Genomic DNA, 17,049 nt, shown 5'->3' on the forward strand with positions numbered 1-17,049 from the left:
TCGTCATGCTCCGCGACGGCGCCATGGCAGCCGGCTGCCTCTTCGACCCCAAACTGATCTCCGAAACCTTCCTCAACGGCGTCGAAGGCCTCCTGGGTGCACTCACCGAGGACACGTTCGACTCCGACGCGCCCCGCGCCACTCCGGCTCTCTAGCCCGTTGCGCGGTGACTTGAGCGAGGCAGACGCGGAGAGCAATACCCCTCAGCCCGGTGAGCCCGTTGGCTCGGCTTGAGGGAGGCGCTGCGCCAACCGCTTGTCATGTCCTACAGGGCCCTGCCGAGGCGGCGATCATCGGCAGGGCTTCCGAGATCATCGGCCCTGCCGGCTTCGGCTCGCTCGACGAGAACGCAGCCCATGTAGTGCAGCCGTCCTCACTCACTCCCCAGGTGTCCGCGAGCGTGGCGACAATCGTGAGCCCTCGCCCTCCCAAGTCGTCGTGCTGCGCACTGCGGACTTGGGCCGGCACCGGGTTGCAGTCGGACACCTCGACCGTGACGGTGCCCGCCACCTCCGTGATCTTCATCGTGATCGGACCGCGCCCGTGCTCTATCGCGTTCGTCACCAACTCGGAGACGACCAGCTGCACATCATCGACCAGAGAGCCGCTCCTACCCCAGAGTCGCAAAATGGCGGAAGCGGCATGTCGAGCCTGGGCGACCCGAACTGGATCGGGCTCGATGACGGCTTCTAAACGACACTGCGTTTGATCGAGGACCGTTGTGGGCGACATTACGGATCCTTCCACCATTGAGGTCGCCGACATGCAATCTCCTGTGCCCAGACCCACATACGGCTGCTTCACGAGCTGTGTGGAACGCTCACTATACAACACCTGGAAAGGGCTGCGAACGCTGCGCCGACTGGACTGCGGCCCGGGCGCGAACTCGGGGAAAGTCACCGCACCTCCCGTCGCCCAGCGCGCCGGTCCGGGCGGTCCGGGCGTGGTCTGGGCGCCGGCTGCCACAACGGATGCTCCCGTTCCGCCCAAGCCCGGCCGACCCAACCGGTTCGCATACCGCGCCGGGCCTCGGGGTCTGCCATGGCCATGCCGATGTGACCGGCGAGAACGATGCCGAGAGTCAGGGCCAGCCAGTCGTGGATGAAGGTGGCGGCGGTGCGCCACTCCAGCGGGACGAGCTGCGTCCACCACATCATCAGCCCGGTACCGAGCATGATGAGCGTGGCGCCGGCTGCCCAGGCGGCATAGAGCTTCTGTCCCGCGTTGAACTTGTGCGCGGGACGGGACCCGGGCCGCCCGTCCCGCCGCAGAACGGCGACGATCCAACGGCGGTCGTGCGAGCCGAAACGGTTCAGCAGGCCCAGGTCGGCACGGAAGGCGCGCGATCCCAGGGCGGCCAGGACGGGGATCGGAAGTGCGATCCCGGACCATTCGTGCACGGTGACCACCAAAGCGCGGCGGCCGATGAGTTGGGCGAACAGGGGGAGGTACAGCGCGGCCGCGGTGAGGACGCACACACCCATCAGCACGGCCGTGGCGCGGTGGGCCCAGCGCTCGGCCTTGCTGAATCGCCGCACGCTCCCGACCTGTGGTGGATCATGTCGTCGGTTCATCGTCCCGTCCGTTCGAGCGGCCCACCCAGGCGTCGATGTCGTAGCCGCGCTCTTCCCAATAGCCGGGCTGGACGCTCTCTGTGACGGTGATGCCGGAGAGCCACTTGGCGGACTTGTAGAAGTACATGGGCGCCACGTAGAGGCGGACCGGCCCGCCGTGGGCGTGCCCGAGGTCCTTGTCCTGCATGCGCAGGGCGACCAGGACGTCCGCCCGGCGGGCCTGCTCCATGGTCAGGCTTTCCGAGTACTCCCCGTCGAAGCAGGTGAAGCGCACCGCTCCGGCCGACGGGTGCACTCCGGCCGCGTCCAGCAAGTGAGAGAGGCGTACCCCTTCGAGCGGGGTGCCGGGGACACGCCAGCCGGTGACGCACTGGATGTCTCGCACCATGTGCGTTTGAGGCATCGCCTTGAGGTCGCCCAGGGTGTATGTCGCCGGGCGGTCGACGAGGCCGTCGACGGAGAGCCGGTAGTTCTCGGCGGTCTTCCGCGGCACGGACGAAGTGACCGAGTAATAGCGGAAGCCTCCGCCGTTCGGGAGCAGACCGGTCAGGCCGGAAGGATCCAGATCGGAGGCTCCCCCCAGGAAACTCTCCATGCCGCTCTGCAGTTCGGGTGCGGCCGCGACACCCAGCACTCCGAGGCCAAGGGTGCCGAGGAAGACGCGCCGCCCCACGGGAGCGCCTCGTTCCTCCGGTAGTTCAGAGTTCACCGACTCATCTCCCCTGTGCGTTCACCGGACCGGCCGCCGGTCCGGTCGATGCCGGCATGGCCTGCGCCCCGGGCTGCCTGCCCGCGTACCGCGATGCTCGCATCTGCCGAGACAGAACGTTCTTTGCGGCCAGGATGGCAAGAATCCAGGACGCGTGTCAAGACAGAACGTTCTGTTCTCACGCATCGGCAGCAGTTCGAGGACCGCGAGCGCGTGCGCTCCTCAGTCGGATGCGTCCGGACCCGATCCGTCGACCGCACCCCTCAATTCGTGGAGCCTCAACGCCAAGTGAAGACGTAGCGCCGAGTCCGAAGAGCGCCAGTCCTCGCCGAGGAGGACGGTGATGCGGTCCAGACGCTTCAGCAGGGTGTTCAGGTGGACGTGGAGAGAACGAGCCGTCCGACTGAGGTTGCCGGAATGAGCGAAGTACGCGGCTGCCGTGGCCACCAGGTCGGTGGACCGTCGTCGGTCGTATTCCACGAGCCCGCCGATGCTGTCGGTGAGAAAACGGTCGAGATCATCCGCACGGTTTGGGTCGAAGACGAGCGCGTACATTCCGTACCGCTGTGTACTCGCTCCCCGGTCCCTCTCCCCCAGAGCGCGCATCACCCTGAGACAGCGCTGCGCCAGCGCGAACGAGCGCGAACGATCATGACCGGCGATCCGATGGGCGACCACAAGAATCGGCACGCCGAGTGTGCGGCGCAGTACGCGGTGCAGGGTGTGGGCGATCTCGTCCGTGTCGTCGGCGTGTACCAGCATGGTCGCTCGGCCGAGGTGATCGCCCGCCAGCCCCGACCACTCGGACGAGAGAGGCTTCATCTGGCGGACGACGTCGCTCACGGTCCTCACGCGGCATTCGGCCACGACGAGGACATCGAGGCGGTCGACGTCGACCCCACTGGCAAGAGCCCTGTCGCGCTGAGCAGGGTGCAGCGGGGCGGAAGACATGAGGTCCATGAGGAGTTCCCCACGCACCCGCTCCTCGGCTTCGACCCGTGCGTCCCTCATCAGGATCAGCAAGCCCGCTATCTGCGCGGAACGTTCGAGCATGCGCACGTCTGCCGCGTCCGGGGCACCATGGCGCGCCAGACACAGGAATCCGAAGTGCGTGCCGCCGGCCCGGATGGCCACCACGCTCCGGAAGGCGCCGAACTCGATTTCCGCCGACGCGCACCGGCCGGTACGCCGTGCTTCTGCCTGCAGCTTCCGCACCGGATCCTGTCCGGCGTCGACCTGTCGTCCGGTGAATCGGATGGCGAGCACCTTGTCGTCACGGTCGAGGACGGTCACCGTTCCCCGCAGGTGCTCGCCCAGTATCTGTGCGATGTCACCCGGCCCTCCGCCGGTCAGCACCACACGGGTCAGTGCTTCGTGCACGGCCGCGGCCCGCTCCATGGCGGCGACCTGGTTTTCAATCGTGCGGTAAGCGTCCGTGAGGCGCCGCAGCGAGCTCCGAGTCTGTTCGTAGAGACGGGCGTTGTTGAGGGCGACCGCGGCATGACTGGCGAAGGCACTGAAGAGCGCGACTTCGTCCTTCTCGAAAGGGCGCTCGGTACGGTCGGCTGCGAAGAGGGCGCCGATGGCCTCATCTCCCACCATGAGCGGTACACCCAGCAGTGCCATGAGTCCCTCACACGGGACGAGCAGGTCGAACGTGGGGTCACGCGGAAGTCCTCGCGCCGCACGGTAATTGCTGACCCAGAAGGGAGCCTTGGATTCGATCACGCGCCCGCCCAGCCCCAGTCCGGGCTGCAACCGGGCAGACGAGAATTCCGGGGAGATCGTGCCGCCGGAGGCCCTGACGGTGAGCTGCCCGTCCCCGTCGAGCAACGACAGATAGACGAAGTCACTCCCGATCAGCTCGTGGGCGTGCCGCACGATCGACCGCAGTACCTCGTCCACCTCACCGAGCGCCGTCAGTGACCGGGCCGTCTGGTACAGGCTGCTGAGCTCTCGTTCGCGCCGCAACCGGTAGGAGGTCAGCTCACTGTCGCCAGCGGCGGCCGCCGCGTCGGAACCAGTCTGGGCCATCGCTGCCCCCGCAAGAGGTCGAGTGGTGCTTTGCTCCACCATGACTGCGCCATGAGTGTAGGGACGTTCCATCTCTTGACGGGTGTGGACCGCTCTAATCTCCCCTCACGACACGTGGTCGCCATCTCGCGGGCAGCGCGGGCACATTCGCCGGTCGACCGTTCAAAAGCCCGCGTCGGGAGCCGAGTTCAAAGGGAGGACAATGTCGATTCCTGCCGACAGCGGCCTGCACGCCGTCGCCACCCGCAAGGCGATGCTGCGGCTGCTACCGATCCTGTGCCTCGCCTACTTCATGTCCTATGTGGACCGGACCAACATCGCGCTGGCGAAGACCCACTTGCAGGCGGACGTCGGCATCAGCGCAGCCGCGTTCGGTCTGGGCGCGGGGCTCTTCTTCCTGACGTACGCGCTCTTCGAAGTCCCCAGCAACCTGATCATGTACCGCATCGGGCCTCGGCGTTGGATCGCACGGATCGCTCTCAGTTGGGGCGCCGTCACAGCACTCATGATGTTCATCACCAACGACGTCACCTTCTACATCGCGCGGATCGCGCTCGGAGCGGCCGAAGCCGGCCTCTATCCCGCGATGATGTTCATGATGACCCGGTGGTTCGCGCAGAAGGATCGCGCCACGGCGGTCGGATTCGTCTACCTCGCTCCCACGCTCGGTCTTCTTCTCGGAGGCCCTCTTGGCGGCGCGTTGATGGAACTCGACAGCCTCGCCGGGTTCCACGGCTGGCAGTGGATGTTCCTCATCGAGGGTCTGATCACGATCGTGATCGGGCTGGTCGTGCTGGCCTTCCTGCCCGAAGTTCCGGCAGACGCGCCATGGCTGACGGTGAACGAGGCCGCGGCGCTGACCAGTTCGGCCGAACAAGGCGCCCATCCGCACGGCGAGCACTCCTTGAAAGGCAACCTGGGTCAGGCGTTCGGCCGGCCCTTCATCCTGCTCATCGGCGTCATCTACTTTCTCAACCAGGTCACGATGAACGGTGTCACGTTCAACGTGCCGTCGATCATCGCTTCGTTGGATGTGAGCGGGTCCTTCCTCATCGGTCTCCTCAGCGGAGTGACCGGCATCGGAGGGACGATCGGTGTGCTGGTGATGCCGGCCCTGTTCCGCCGCGCCCCCCCGCGAGTCCCTCACCATCGGCCTCCTGGCCGCCTTCCCGGCCTTGATCGCGGCCCTCTTCCTGCTGGTCTCGTCCCCCGCTCTGCGCATCAGCCTCATCGGTGTCATGGCCATGATTATCTTCGGCACGCTGCCCGTCTTCTGGTCGGTCGCGATGGCCCGAATGTCGGGGGTCGTGGCGGCCGCCGGGCTGGCGTTCATCAACACGGTGGGTCTGACCGGCGGATTCGTCGGGCCCTACTTGTTCGGGCTGGCCGAAGCCGACTCGGGTGACCCGGCCTCCGGCTTCTCGATCGTGATCGCCACTTCCCTCATCGGAGGCGGACTCGCGGCGGCTTTGCGCTGGGCTCTGCGGCGAGAGGACCGCACGACCACCGCGCCCGCGCCCACCACCGTCGAGCGGAACCCGAAGGTGCTGCCGTGACGTCCCGCCCGCCGACGAATCCCGCTCCACGAGACCGCCTTCGGCACCTTGGGCCGAGACAGCCGGCCACCGATGCGCCACTCCCCCACCGGACCAATCAGGAGGGAACCAGCTATGAACCCCAGGACATACACGGGGATCGCACTCATCGCCGCCGGCGCCCTCCTCACCACACCTCTGAGCCCGCAACGCGCAGCATCTGCCGCATCCCTGCCGGGGCGCTCCGGTACGAGCTGTGAGGCCCTGGCCGGGACGACGATCCCACCGGCGGTCACCTCCCTGCCCACCAGAGGTGGCCGCGTGCATGCCTCAATCAACGTGACGCTCACACCATCAATGGTGTGAGCGTCACGTACTGCCACGTCGACGCGGCCCTCTCCCCCATCGACCGTTCCGCGCCCGACATCGAGTTGCGCGTCGCCCTCCCCCTGGACTGGAACCGCAAGTCCATGATGCTGGGCGGTGGCGGCTTCAACGGAACCATCCCCGACATCCGCGCGAACGTCCCCTTCGGGACACAGGGCGGCCCCACTCCCCTGGCCCGTGGGTACGCCACCTACGCGAGCGACTCCGGCCACCGGGCGAACCCCGCCCGGCACCCCGTTCCCTCACTGGACGGCTCCTTCGCGATGAATGACGAAGCTCTACGGAACTTCGTCGCCGGCGACGCGCTCAAGAAGACGCACGACGCGGCGCAGTTCCTGATCCGCCAGTGGTACGGAACGAAGCCCCGGCACACCTACTTCGCCGGAGGGTCGACCGGTGGCCGCGAGGCACTGACGGTGGTCCAACGGTGGCCCCGCGCCTTCAACGGTGTGATCTCCGCCTATCCGGCCTGGAACAACCTCGCCGAGACGCTCTACCTGGGATACGCGACCCGACTGCTGGCGAAACCAGGGGCGTTCCCGGGACCCGAGAAACAGGCCCTGCTCTACAACAGCGTCATCCAGGGCTGCGACAGCCTGGACGGGCTGGCCGACGCCATCATCTCGAACCCGGAAGCGTGCCACTTCGAACCCGAGCAGCTGCGGTGTCCCGCCGGTGCCGACGCCGGCCCCACCTGCCTCTCGGACCGTCAGATCCACGCGGTCAAGGCCGTCTCATCCGTTTGGGAGTGGCCGTACGAGGTCGCCAGCGGTGAACGAGGCTACCCAGGCTTTCCCTTCCTTTCCGGTGCCGACATGAGAACGCCACTGCTGGGTTTCGGTACGACCGCGCCCTCACACCCGATGCCCCTGACGAGTGGGTACGGGATGCAGTACTGGGACCAGTGGGCCAAGTACTTCCTGACACGCGACGCCGACCATGATTCCCTGGCCCTGGTACCGGACAAACCGGGGAAGTGGATCAAGCGGATCAGTGAACTGTCCGAAGTGCAGGACGTCAACGACGCGGACCTGCGGCCCTTCGCACGGTCCCGCGGCAAGCTACTGCTGATGCACGGTGCCGCCGACGAGCTGGTGTCCCATCGTTCGACGAACGACTACTACACGCGCGTGGTCGACAAGGTGGGACACCGCACGGCACGGAACTTCATGCGGTACTACCTCGTGCCCGGTGCCAACCATGCCAATGTCGGTAGTCCCGCCTTCGCCGCCGGTTGGGACTCGGTCACCGCGATCGAGCGATGGGCCGAGCAGGATCGGCAACCCACCGGGCCTGTCGTCACTGATGCCAACGTCGGCAGGAGTCGGCCCCTGTGTGAGTATCCCCTCTGGCCTGCATACCGGACCGGCAACCCCGACAGCGCCGGAAGTTTCGAGTGCCGCTCCTGAAAGCGGGAGCACCCCACGGTCAGAACAGTGCATGCCTCTCCCCCACCACCCGTGCCGACGAGCCGCCACATCGGAGACGAGTGATTACGCCGTAATCACCAGCGGGACGGCGAGGTCGATCAACGGCTGGGGTCGCTGCGCGGGCTGAACCGGACCGTCTCTGCCAGACGGTCCGACGGCCGAAAGGCCTCCCCATCACACACAGATGCGCTGCCCGGCCCGTACACCACTGACGAAGGCCGGCCCGCGTCCGCTGTATCCACCGGCACGCTGATCACCAGGTCGTTCCTCACGTGCGCTGCAGCTCAGATCGCGCGAACTCCTCCGAGCGCACCCCGGTACTCCGCGATTCACAGAATGTGAATCACCCGGACCGGGGCAGAATCGATGTCATGCCTCGCCCTACGCGCAAGCCGGTCACTCCCACAAAGCCCCTGCTCAAACCGCCGGTCAGGATCGGCAACCTCGACACAGCGGCCCTGATCGGCGAGCTGCGCCAACTGCACGAGGACGCCGAGGATCCCAACATCGGTCGGATGCCGGCCGACGAGGAGCTGTTCGGAGCGCTCCTGTATCTCGAGGCGAACGCGAGCGCCTTGACATCGGAGGCGGCCCGACGCACGGCCGCGACGAAGCGCGTTTTGCTGTGGGAGTACCTGCGCGAGCAAGCCGATCTGCACCAGGCCAAAGCCATCGAACATGCCCGGGCCGCCGGAACGGAATGGACGGACCTGGCGCCAGCACTCGCCGTCAACGCCCCCAGCGCGGCCTACAACAAGGCGAGGCGTCTGCAGGCCGTGGTTCTGGCAGCCGCCTCTCACACAGGCCAGACCGTTCGCCGCACTCCCGAAGCGGTTCGTGAGGCGGAGCGACTGGCCGCCATCCGCGCAGCCGCCGAGCGGCAGGCGGAAGAAGAGGCCGCTCGCAGACACGCACTCCTGGCCCCTGTGGCACAGCGGCTGATTCTGCACCGGAGCAGTCTCGACGATGACGACGAAGTCACCTTCTGGCTCGACCAGATCGAAGCGCTCCTCCCTGACTGTCACACCGCCACCCAACTGGTCAGCTTGCAGAAGTACGTAGAGGCCGCTGTCCGTGAACTCAGGAAGGCCGAGCGCATGGGAGCTCTGTCTGCAGCGACCCCGGATGCGCAGGCATCCTATAGAGCAGCTGCCGGCCTGCTCAGGGATGGCAGCCATGCTGTTCGGGGTGGCCATGCACGATGATCAACAGGTGGGGGAGTTCAGCGCTGTGTGAAGTGACTGCCGCAGGCCGGGGCGGCAGGGAGGCTCCGTCCGTGATTACGGCGTAATCACTACCGGCCGCGGCCCTGCAAGCGGCGACCTCGTGAGACCACTCGCTGGTGATTACGCCGTAATCACCACGCCTGGCGGCTGACCTGAGGCCCGAGGCCCACCAGCGATCACCGCCATAAGACCTGTCAACCGGAAGCCCGGCTTGAGTGGGCCTCAACCCATGTCCGTGGACGCTGAAGATCGCTGACCTACCTACAGGCAGTAAAAACTAACGTGTCAAAGCTAGAAATGATCTGCGGCGTTAGTATGGTGTCTGGCATGACTTCGCCAGCCACGTCTCACGACCGCGAGAAGGTCGTCTCCAAGCTGCCGGCCTGGCTCCGGCAGAACCTCAAAGTCAGAGCCGCCCAGCACGGCATCGAGATCCAAGCTGCGGTTGAGCAGGGCATCAGAGACTGGTGCAATCTCGCTGCTACGACCGCCACTGTCGATACCTCGGGCGCTGACTCCTTCTCGACCTTCCTCCCTCCTGGGCAATGGGAGGACTTCCGTACCGCCTGCACCGACCGGCGCGTCTCGCTGATTCAGGGCCTCGCCCAGTCCATCCAGCTGTGGCTCGACTCGAACCCCGCCCCGGACGTGTCACGCCCTGAGGTCACCCGCCGCATCATCGTCTGCAATCAGAAGGGGGGCGTCGGCAAGACAGCGATCACCGCCGGCCTGGGCGAAGCCCTCGCCGAGGACTCCAACAGCCTGCACGCCGTCGGTGTCTCCAAGGCTCTCGCCAAGGCCCTGCGCGCGAGCGAGGTGCATGACGGCATCGAGCGCGAGGACGACCCGCTCGACATCGAAAGCCTGCCCGGCCCCGGTCTGCAGGTGCTGCTCGTCGACTTCGACCCGCAATGCCACCTCACGAACCAACTCGGGGCTACACCCCTGCCGCTGAACGGTGACAGCCTCACCAATCACATGGCGGGTGACCCCAAGGGAGACCTCCGCGATCTCATCGTCTCCATCGACGACGACACCTTCGCCGGACGGCTGCACCTCCTGCCCGCCTGCAACGACGCTTTCCTCCTCGACGTCCGGCTGTCCGCGGTACGTGCCAGGGAGGCGGCACTGGAGAGGGCCCTGGCCCCGCTCGAAGCTGATTACGACGTAATCATCGTCGACTGCCCTCCCAGCCTGGGCCTCAGCATGGACGCCGCCGCCTATTACGGTCGCCGCCGCGACGGTGAGAAGCCCGGACAGTCGGGTGCCCTGATCGTTGTCCAAGCCGAGGACAGCTCTGCGGACGCCTACGAGCTGCTCACCACTCAGATCGACGATCTGCGGAACGACCTCCAGATCGACATCGACTACCTCGGTATCGCCGTCAACCTCTACGACTCTCGCCGCGGATACATCGCCACGTCGTCCCTGCAAGGATGGGTGGACATAAAGGATCCAAGGGTCGTTGGTCTCATCGGAGACCTCAAGGAACAGAAGGAAGCCGTCCGAGTGAAGAAGCCTTTGTTGTCATACGCACCCAAGTCACAGCAGGCGATCGGCATGCGCGCCCTGGCCCGGGAGGTGCTGTGAGCAAGGCGGATGAGCTGGGTTCAGGTCGGTTCGGTGGGGGAGTGCGCACCATCAGCGCACGCCGCCAGGCCGTGGCCGCAGCTACGGGTGTCCCCACCGACGGGGTGGCGCCTCCCACCGAACTGCCGCCGCACCGCATCAGCCTCAACCCGGACAACCCTCGTTCCAGCCTCGGAGATCTCACCGACCTGGCGGGCAGCCTGCGTACTCACGGCCAGAAGCAGGCCATCACGGTGATGAATCGTGATGCCTACATCAAGGTCAACCCGGATCGCGAAAGTGACCTCGAACCGGACACCACCTATGTCGTGATCGACGGCAGCAGTCGCCTAGCTGCCGCACGCGAAGCAAACCTCAGCTCGGTGAAGGTCATGGTCAGTGACGACCAGGGATCGAACGCCGAGGAGCTACTGGAGTCTGCGCTCGTCGCCAACATTCACCGTCAGGACCTCGAAGAGCTCGATGAAGCGCGTGCTCTGCAGCGCCTCCTTACGCTCCACGGGAGTCAGAGGGCCCTGGCCAAGAGACTGCACCGCTCCCAGGGTTGGGTTTCCCAACGGCTCGCGCTGCTGAACCTCGCGCCTGAGCTGCAAGCCCTCATCGGTAAGGAGCCCATCGATCTTCTACGAGCAGTCGGCAACAAGCCCCAGGACGAACAACAGACTGCCCTGGCCGAGTTGAAGGCCGTGAGGATGCGCTCGTCCTCCGAGAACCTCGTGCCCAGGCCCTCTCATCGCGTCTCTGAGGACGAGCCACGCGACATGCCGGTCGTGGTGCAGGGGAGCGATTACGCCGTAATCACGAAGGATCTCAAGGAAGAGAACTCTCAGCAGGAGCCTCCCCCGCAAGGAGAGACAAGTCGGCAAGGAAAGCCGGCAGCTCCCATGCCGCCAGCCAACACACGCGTCGGGCCCACACCGCCCGAGGCTGGCCAGACGGTCGTTGATGGGGTAACGCGCGACCAGCAGCCGAAGCGCTTCCCCTACCAGGATGGCGCCGAGGCGGCACTGCACCTCATTCATAAGATGCCCGCGGAGGAGTTCAACAAGATGCTGGACCTGCTCATCAAACACAGGGACAGCCAGAGCACACCCCTCACGTGAAGACGGGGCCACTGAGGCTCGGCCCTATGACTGCGACAGCAGTCCTGACAGACGCTCGGCTGGGCTCTTCTGGCCGAGCGTCTCGCATGAGGAGAACCCGAGGCTTCCTGGCCGGGAGGAACTGTCCGTCGGAACATGACGACCCCGATACGGAACGTGCTACGACGTGCGAGGGCGAGACAACCGCCAACTACCGTGACTCGTTCCTCCATACGGCGGCGGGAAAGGGGACGTGGATGAGAGAACCGGCGGTCTGATTGCCGGGGGGGCGAGGCGTCGAAGCTTCACATTCCGTTGTGCGGCACTTTGGCGCCATGCATCTGAGCGGAGCCATACTTCTGCTCCTCTTCTGGAGCCTCGGATGGAACGCCCCGGGGCAGCGTCTTGCCCGCGTGGGCCGACGCCATAGTGCGCGGATCGATTGGTCTGGCCGATGTGGCGTTGGCACAAGTAGTGGCAATTGAGGCGGAAGCCGTATGCCTCGTCGCCGCTGACGTGGTCGGACCGGGTGCAGGACCTCGATTGTCTGTGGGCGTCGCCCCACTGGCCCGGTGTAAGGCTGATCAAGGTCGCCCCGAGAACGTCCGAGTCCCTCGGCGGGACATCGGTTTCGAGGGATCGCTCTTTCAGGTTCCGCGGCTTCGTCTTTGCCGCCACCGGCCACATGCTGGTCGACCCGGCAGGACGTCGAGTCAACACCGACCGTCGACCAGTTGATCCGACCGACCAAGTCGGCGTCGGTCTGAATGGCCTGCAGGGCAGGTGCCCTCCGCTGACCGGCGGCGATGCCGCTCGTAGACGGTCTTCCAGGCCCTCTAGCACTCCAGGCAAGGCTCGCCACGGGATACCGGTGCGGATCCAGAGCAGGATCCCATTGAGCAGGATGCGGTGGTCGTTCCACCGACCTCCCGGCCACCCCAGAGCGGCTGATCGGCAGATCGGCTCCAGAAGCGGAAGAGACACCCCCCTCTGCGCAGAGTCAACGAGGTGGCATCCGCGTATCCGGGCCGGCCGGATGATCAACTCGTTGACGTCCACATCATCCGGCTCTCTGATGGTACGGACGATAGCTCGGGCGATCGCATCCGGCGAGATGGCTCCGGCCTCGCGGTATTCCTTGATCGCCCGGGCCGCAGGCGGGTCGGTGGTGGTCCCGGCCATATCGGATGCCACCACACCGGGGGAGATGGTCGTCACCTGGATCGACGGGTCGGCCTCCTACGGCAGCTCCACCAAGCCACAGCGCGGGACGGGCGACGCTCGCTCGATCCCTCACCGCCGGGACCCCCGCACCCGACAGACCGGGGCCCAGTAGTAGTTCGTGCAGCTGTTCCCGCGGGTACGGAGCACCGGCGTGGCGGCAACAGCTCTCCGAGAACCGCTATGTCAGGGAACCCTCGGTCCGTCGGCCGAGTAGACATCGTCTGCTGTGGGCGGTGGGGAGTAGTACGTCCAGATCCACAGGGCGGGCTCGCGGCACAGCAGGGGCCAGGTCTGTCAGGGCGGAGGTGTGTGATCCGGCTTCTGACTGAAGCGACCGAAGCTACTCGAAGCCGAGGTGGGGACGGTTTGTGGAGCTTGTGTGAACGCGTACTCCGCGTTCGGTCGCTTGAGTCGCTTCGGTAGCTGACAGGCAGAGGGAGCCTCTCAGCGACTGAGACCGAGCAGCTACTCAGTCTTTCTTCAGTCGCTGCGCTGGGGATTCCATAAAAGCCCAGGTCAGAGCGCTGTGGACACAGGAGACAGCGACTGAAGCGACCCAGCGGGGAGTATATGTAGCCGTTGTGCGTGTGCGTGTGCGTTATATATAGGAAGCTTCAGTCGCTTCAGTCGCTGATTGGGTGGTCACACCACACTTGACCTGCTGTTTTCTGGGACCCCTCTCAACAGCGACTGAACGCCCTTCAGTCGCTGCCCCTAGCGTTGAGTCGCTCACTCAGTCGCTGGAACCAAGCCAACCGAACGCATCATCGACATGGCGCAAGTGTTGCTTGGCATGTGCTCCATGACCTGAGCGACCACATTCGCTAGGCTGTGTCCGTCGTTCAGTCGCTTCGGTAGCTGAAAAGGGGTGTGAATGTCCGCTGAGCTGCGCGTTTCTGGCAATGACTCAGGGCGTCCAGACCCCGTGCCTTCAGTCGCTGCGTCTCTGGCCACGGCCAGCTGGTGCGCCCGCAGGGGCTGGCCAGTACACCCTCTCGCTGCCGGTCGGAAAACACCAGCCTCGAACTGTGCAGACTGTCGCTCCGGCTCACACCCGCCCGCGGAGTGCCCCTGCCTGCCCGCAGGGCGCTGGTGCCACGGCTTTCACGCCGCCACCCTCGACCAGCGCCGCATCGCCCACTGGTGGGGCCGTCACCCGGAATTCGGCGTGGGCATCGCCTGCGGGCCGGCGAACCTGGTCGTCATCGACATCGATGCGCACAGCACTCAACCCCCTACCCGGGACCGGATTCTCCCGGGCATTCCGATCGGTGAACACGTCGACCTCACAGGCCTGGCCAACGGCTACCACACGCTTGCCGTCCTGGCTGCCCTGCGCGGTCAGCGCAGTCCCGCAGACGACGACACGACCCTCCGCGTCCGCACCCCGTCGGGAGGCCTGCACGTCTGGTATCGAGCTGTGGACAACCGCCGCTGGCGCTGTTCCTCAGGCTCCAGCAAGGGCGCCGCCCTGGCCTGGCAGGTGGATGTCCGTGCCCACGGGGGCTACATCATCGCTCCCGGTACGACGACCAAGGACGGAACCTACGAGCCCGTTGACGGCGTTCGCGAGCCCGCCGCGCTCCCCATGTGGCTGGCCCAGGAACTCGAGCGCACCGGCCATCTTCCCGCTCCGAATATTCCCGCCCCCCGGCCCGTACCGCCCCGTGCCCAGCAGGCCATTGCCGCAGCAGGCGGCGGCCGCGACCGTACCCAGCGCATGCTGGCCGCTGTTCTGGGACAGGTCGAGGCCTGCGGCCAGGTCCCGGAGGGCGCGGGCTTCTCGGACGTCCTCAACCGTGCCGCCTTCACCCTCGGCGGACTCGTGGCCGCGGGCCGACTCACGGAAGAGGAAGCCGAGCAGGCGCTGCGAGAAGCCGCAGCAGTGGCCCGGCCGGGCCAAGAGCGGCGCGCTGCCCAGATCATCCGCAGCGGGATGGCCGCCGGGCGCCGGCACCCCCTCCTCTCGCAAGGGGGACCCCGATGACTTCACCGGGTAACGAAACCGAGGCACTCTTCGACGCCGAGGCCGTCGCCGCCCAGATCCGCAGCCAGGGACGCGTGACTCAGGGCCACACCGTGGTTCTGCCGGCTCAGACGGACGCTTCTCGGGCCGTCACTGGGCATGCGACCCCCGAGGGGCTGCTTCCCGACACCCTCAGCGACCGCGGCAACGCCAAGCTCTTCGTCAAGCTGTACGCCAACGACTACCGGCACGTGCCCGGCATCGGCTGGTACCGCTGGGACACCACCCGCTGGCAGATCGATGAGGACGACACGGTCCTATGGGCCGCCGGCGACCTCGCCGAAGCCATCGCCACACATGACCCTCGTGGCCTGTTCACGGCGCAGTCGCTGCAGTCACACCGTCGGCGGGCGTTGTCGACCACGGGCATCAACGCCATGCTCACCCAGGCGAAGTCCGCCCCTGGGATGGTTCTCAACGCGGTACTCCTGGACGCCGACCCTTACGCCCTGTGCACGCCGAACGGCATCGTCGACCTGCGCACCGGCCTCATCAAGACGCCCGATCCGAACAAGGACTTCCACTCCAGGTCCACCACCGTCGGTCCCGAGCCCATGCCCACCCCCCGTTGGGAACGCTTCCTGACCGACACCTTCGGCGCCGATGCCGAGGACCAGGAGATGATCGCCTACCTGCAACTCCTCCTGGGCTACTCCATCACCGGAGACGTCGGCGGGCAGGTCCTGCCCTTCCTCTTCGGGTCCGGCAAGAACGGCAAGTCCGTCTTGCTCGACGTGCTGATGAAGCTCCTGGGGGACTACGCGGACGCCGCGCCCCCCGGTTTCCTCATGGCACGGCCCTACGAAGGCCATCCCACCGATCTCGCCGAGCTCCACGGCCGGCGTGTCATCGTCTGTTCCGAGGTCAAGCCCGGGGACAAGTTCGACGAAGCCCGTGTCAAACTGCTCACCGGCGGCGACCGCATCAAAGCCCGCCGCATGCGCCAGGACTTCTTCAGCTTCGAGCCCACTCACAAACTGTGGCTTCTGGGCAACCACCGGCCAGAGGTGGGCACGGGTGGCTTCGCCTTCTGGCGACGTATGCGTCTGATCCCGTTCGAGCGAGTCGTCCCGGACCACCGCAAGATCGACAATCTGGCCGACATCCTCGTCACCGAAGAAGGCCCGGGAATCCTTACGTGGCTCGTCGACGGCGCTCGCCGTTACCTCGCCGGCGACCGGGACCTGACGGGCCCTGAGCGGGTCCGCATCGCCACCAGCGCCTACGCTGAGACCGAGGACCATACCGGACGCTTCTACGAGGAATGTTGCACTCTGGCCCCCGACTTGAGGGCAGAGCAGACCGCCCTCTACGCGGCCTACCGCGCATGGTGCCAAAATGAAGGAGCACCGGCCGCGTCCTCACGTGCGTTCGCGGCCCGCACCCGAGAACTCGTCGGGCTGGCTTCACCGAAGGAGATGATCCTGTCCAACCAGCGCAAGCACTATCCCGGCATCGGACTGCTCACCGACCAGGAAAGGGACCCCAGCGTATGAGCTCCCTGATCACCGAGGACGAGATCAGCCACGAAGCCGACATCGTGTGGCTGGAGGACATCGACCAGCTCGATTACGTGCGGCAGAGTCTGGACAGGCTGCCCACGCGCAAGGGCAAGCCCGCTTACCACCGCGACGGCCGCATGGTCGGCTACGCGCTCCTGGACACGACGGCGAAGCCCTCCCGGGCTTCTGGCACCTTCCGTCGCCGGGTCTTCTGGCTGCTGCCTCACGACCGGGACAGCCAACCCGACGGGTTGTACGCCAAGAGCGCTCCTGCGGAGGCGGTCGACCCTCGTACCCTCGAAGCCCGTGTCAAGGGGTACAAGACCGAGCGTTCCGAGGGCGGCCCGCCGTCCAGTGCCATGCGGGAGCTGGGGATAACACTGCCTCTGTGAGAGGGAGTACTCGGTTCTGCGACTGCGGGTGGACGGGCCGACCCGTTCCACGTTCCTTTCACCCGGCCGCGGGGGAGCCGTAGGGAGTCCTCCAGGTCAGTCCGCCTTGACGGCAGAGTCGAGCCGCAGGCACGAGATGAGGAAGAAGAGTCCGCCGAGTACCGCGTATCCGGCGACGTTGGTCAGGTCCGGGTCCGTTGTGGCTGCCTGCCTGCGGGAGGAACGACACCCCGGCGAGTACGGACAGACCACCGCTGAAGATCATCGGCCACTGCCGCACCCAGGTCGAACAAGGGGTGGAGGACGAGCAGGCCGATCGCGAGCAACCCGAGATAGGA

The 17,049-nt window shown here is 66.2% G+C and carries 13 protein-coding genes and 1 pseudogene; 10 read left to right on the plus strand and 4 right to left on the minus strand.

Features of this window, described 5'->3' with window-relative positions; translation table 11 throughout:
• Positions 1-155: pseudogene (locus ACF1DX_RS35855) on the plus strand (TetR family transcriptional regulator); the annotation flags it as partial.
• Between the two features lie 103 nt (positions 156-258).
• Here ACF1DX_RS35855 and ACF1DX_RS35860 read toward each other — a convergent pair.
• The 4 genes from ACF1DX_RS35860 to ACF1DX_RS35875 form a co-directional block, all read right to left on the minus strand.
• On the minus strand, positions 259-765 hold the full coding sequence (locus tag ACF1DX_RS35860; protein WP_391795334.1) for an ATP-binding protein: 507 nt from the start codon (positions 763-765) through the stop codon (positions 259-261).
• A gap of 131 nt (positions 766-896) precedes the next feature.
• Entirely contained in the window at positions 897-1,574 is a 678-nt protein-coding gene (locus tag ACF1DX_RS35865; protein WP_391795335.1) for a cytochrome b/b6 domain-containing protein, read from the minus strand.
• Positions 1,558-2,283 (minus strand): molybdopterin-dependent oxidoreductase, encoded by a 726-nt coding sequence (locus ACF1DX_RS35870; protein WP_391795336.1) that lies wholly within the window; start codon positions 2,281-2,283, stop codon positions 1,558-1,560. Before ACF1DX_RS35870 ends, ACF1DX_RS35865 begins: the two co-directional genes overlap by 17 nt.
• A 222-nt stretch (positions 2,284-2,505) precedes the next feature.
• Positions 2,506-4,359 (minus strand): helix-turn-helix domain-containing protein, encoded by a 1,854-nt coding sequence (locus ACF1DX_RS35875; protein WP_391795337.1) that lies wholly within the window; start codon positions 4,357-4,359, stop codon positions 2,506-2,508.
• A 160-nt stretch (positions 4,360-4,519) separates the two neighbouring features.
• On the opposite strand from ACF1DX_RS35875, the gene ACF1DX_RS35880 reads away from it, so the two are divergent.
• The 9 genes from ACF1DX_RS35880 (at position 4,520) to ACF1DX_RS35920 (ending at position 16,711) form a co-directional block, all read left to right on the plus strand.
• Positions 4,520-5,722, plus strand: a complete 1,203-nt coding sequence (locus ACF1DX_RS35880) for an MFS transporter (protein ID WP_391795338.1) — start codon at positions 4,520-4,522, stop codon at positions 5,720-5,722.
• A gap of 22 nt (positions 5,723-5,744) precedes the next feature.
• Entirely contained in the window at positions 5,745-5,873 is a 129-nt protein-coding gene (locus ACF1DX_RS35885; RefSeq protein ID WP_391795339.1) for a hypothetical protein, read from the plus strand.
• 341 nt (positions 5,874-6,214) lie between these two features.
• Complete coding sequence (locus tag ACF1DX_RS35890; protein WP_391795340.1) at positions 6,215-7,648, plus strand: tannase/feruloyl esterase family alpha/beta hydrolase; 1,434 nt, start codon at positions 6,215-6,217, stop codon at positions 7,646-7,648.
• A 392-nt stretch (positions 7,649-8,040) separates the two neighbouring features.
• Positions 8,041-8,874 carry a hypothetical protein gene (locus ACF1DX_RS35895; RefSeq protein ID WP_391795341.1) on the plus strand — a complete coding sequence of 278 codons (834 nt, stop codon included), beginning with the start codon at positions 8,041-8,043 and terminating at the stop codon, positions 8,872-8,874.
• 348 nt (positions 8,875-9,222) lie between these two features.
• Positions 9,223-10,485: a ParA family protein gene (locus tag ACF1DX_RS35900; protein WP_391795342.1), complete on the plus strand. Its 1,263-nt coding sequence runs from the start codon at positions 9,223-9,225 to the stop codon at positions 10,483-10,485.
• Complete coding sequence (locus tag ACF1DX_RS35905) at positions 10,482-11,588, plus strand: ParB/RepB/Spo0J family partition protein (RefSeq protein WP_391795343.1); 1,107 nt, start codon at positions 10,482-10,484, stop codon at positions 11,586-11,588. The genes ACF1DX_RS35900 and ACF1DX_RS35905 overlap by 4 nt, the downstream gene beginning before the upstream one ends.
• A gap of 2,077 nt (positions 11,589-13,665) precedes the next feature.
• Positions 13,666-14,778, plus strand: a complete 1,113-nt coding sequence (locus tag ACF1DX_RS35910; RefSeq protein WP_391795344.1) for a bifunctional DNA primase/polymerase — start codon at positions 13,666-13,668, stop codon at positions 14,776-14,778.
• Positions 14,775-16,313 carry a phage/plasmid primase, P4 family gene (locus ACF1DX_RS35915; RefSeq protein ID WP_391795345.1) on the plus strand — a complete coding sequence of 513 codons (1,539 nt, stop codon included), beginning with the start codon at positions 14,775-14,777 and terminating at the stop codon, positions 16,311-16,313. The genes ACF1DX_RS35910 and ACF1DX_RS35915 overlap by 4 nt, the downstream gene beginning before the upstream one ends.
• Complete coding sequence (locus tag ACF1DX_RS35920) at positions 16,310-16,711, plus strand: DUF6009 family protein (protein ID WP_391795346.1); 402 nt, start codon at positions 16,310-16,312, stop codon at positions 16,709-16,711. Before ACF1DX_RS35915 ends, ACF1DX_RS35920 begins: the two co-directional genes overlap by 4 nt.
• Positions 16,712-17,049: the final 338 nt, after the last annotated feature.

It is taken from the genome of Streptomyces sp. NPDC014676 (assembly GCF_043084105.1).
In the GTDB taxonomy this organism is placed as follows: domain Bacteria; phylum Actinomycetota; class Actinomycetes; order Streptomycetales; family Streptomycetaceae; genus Streptomyces.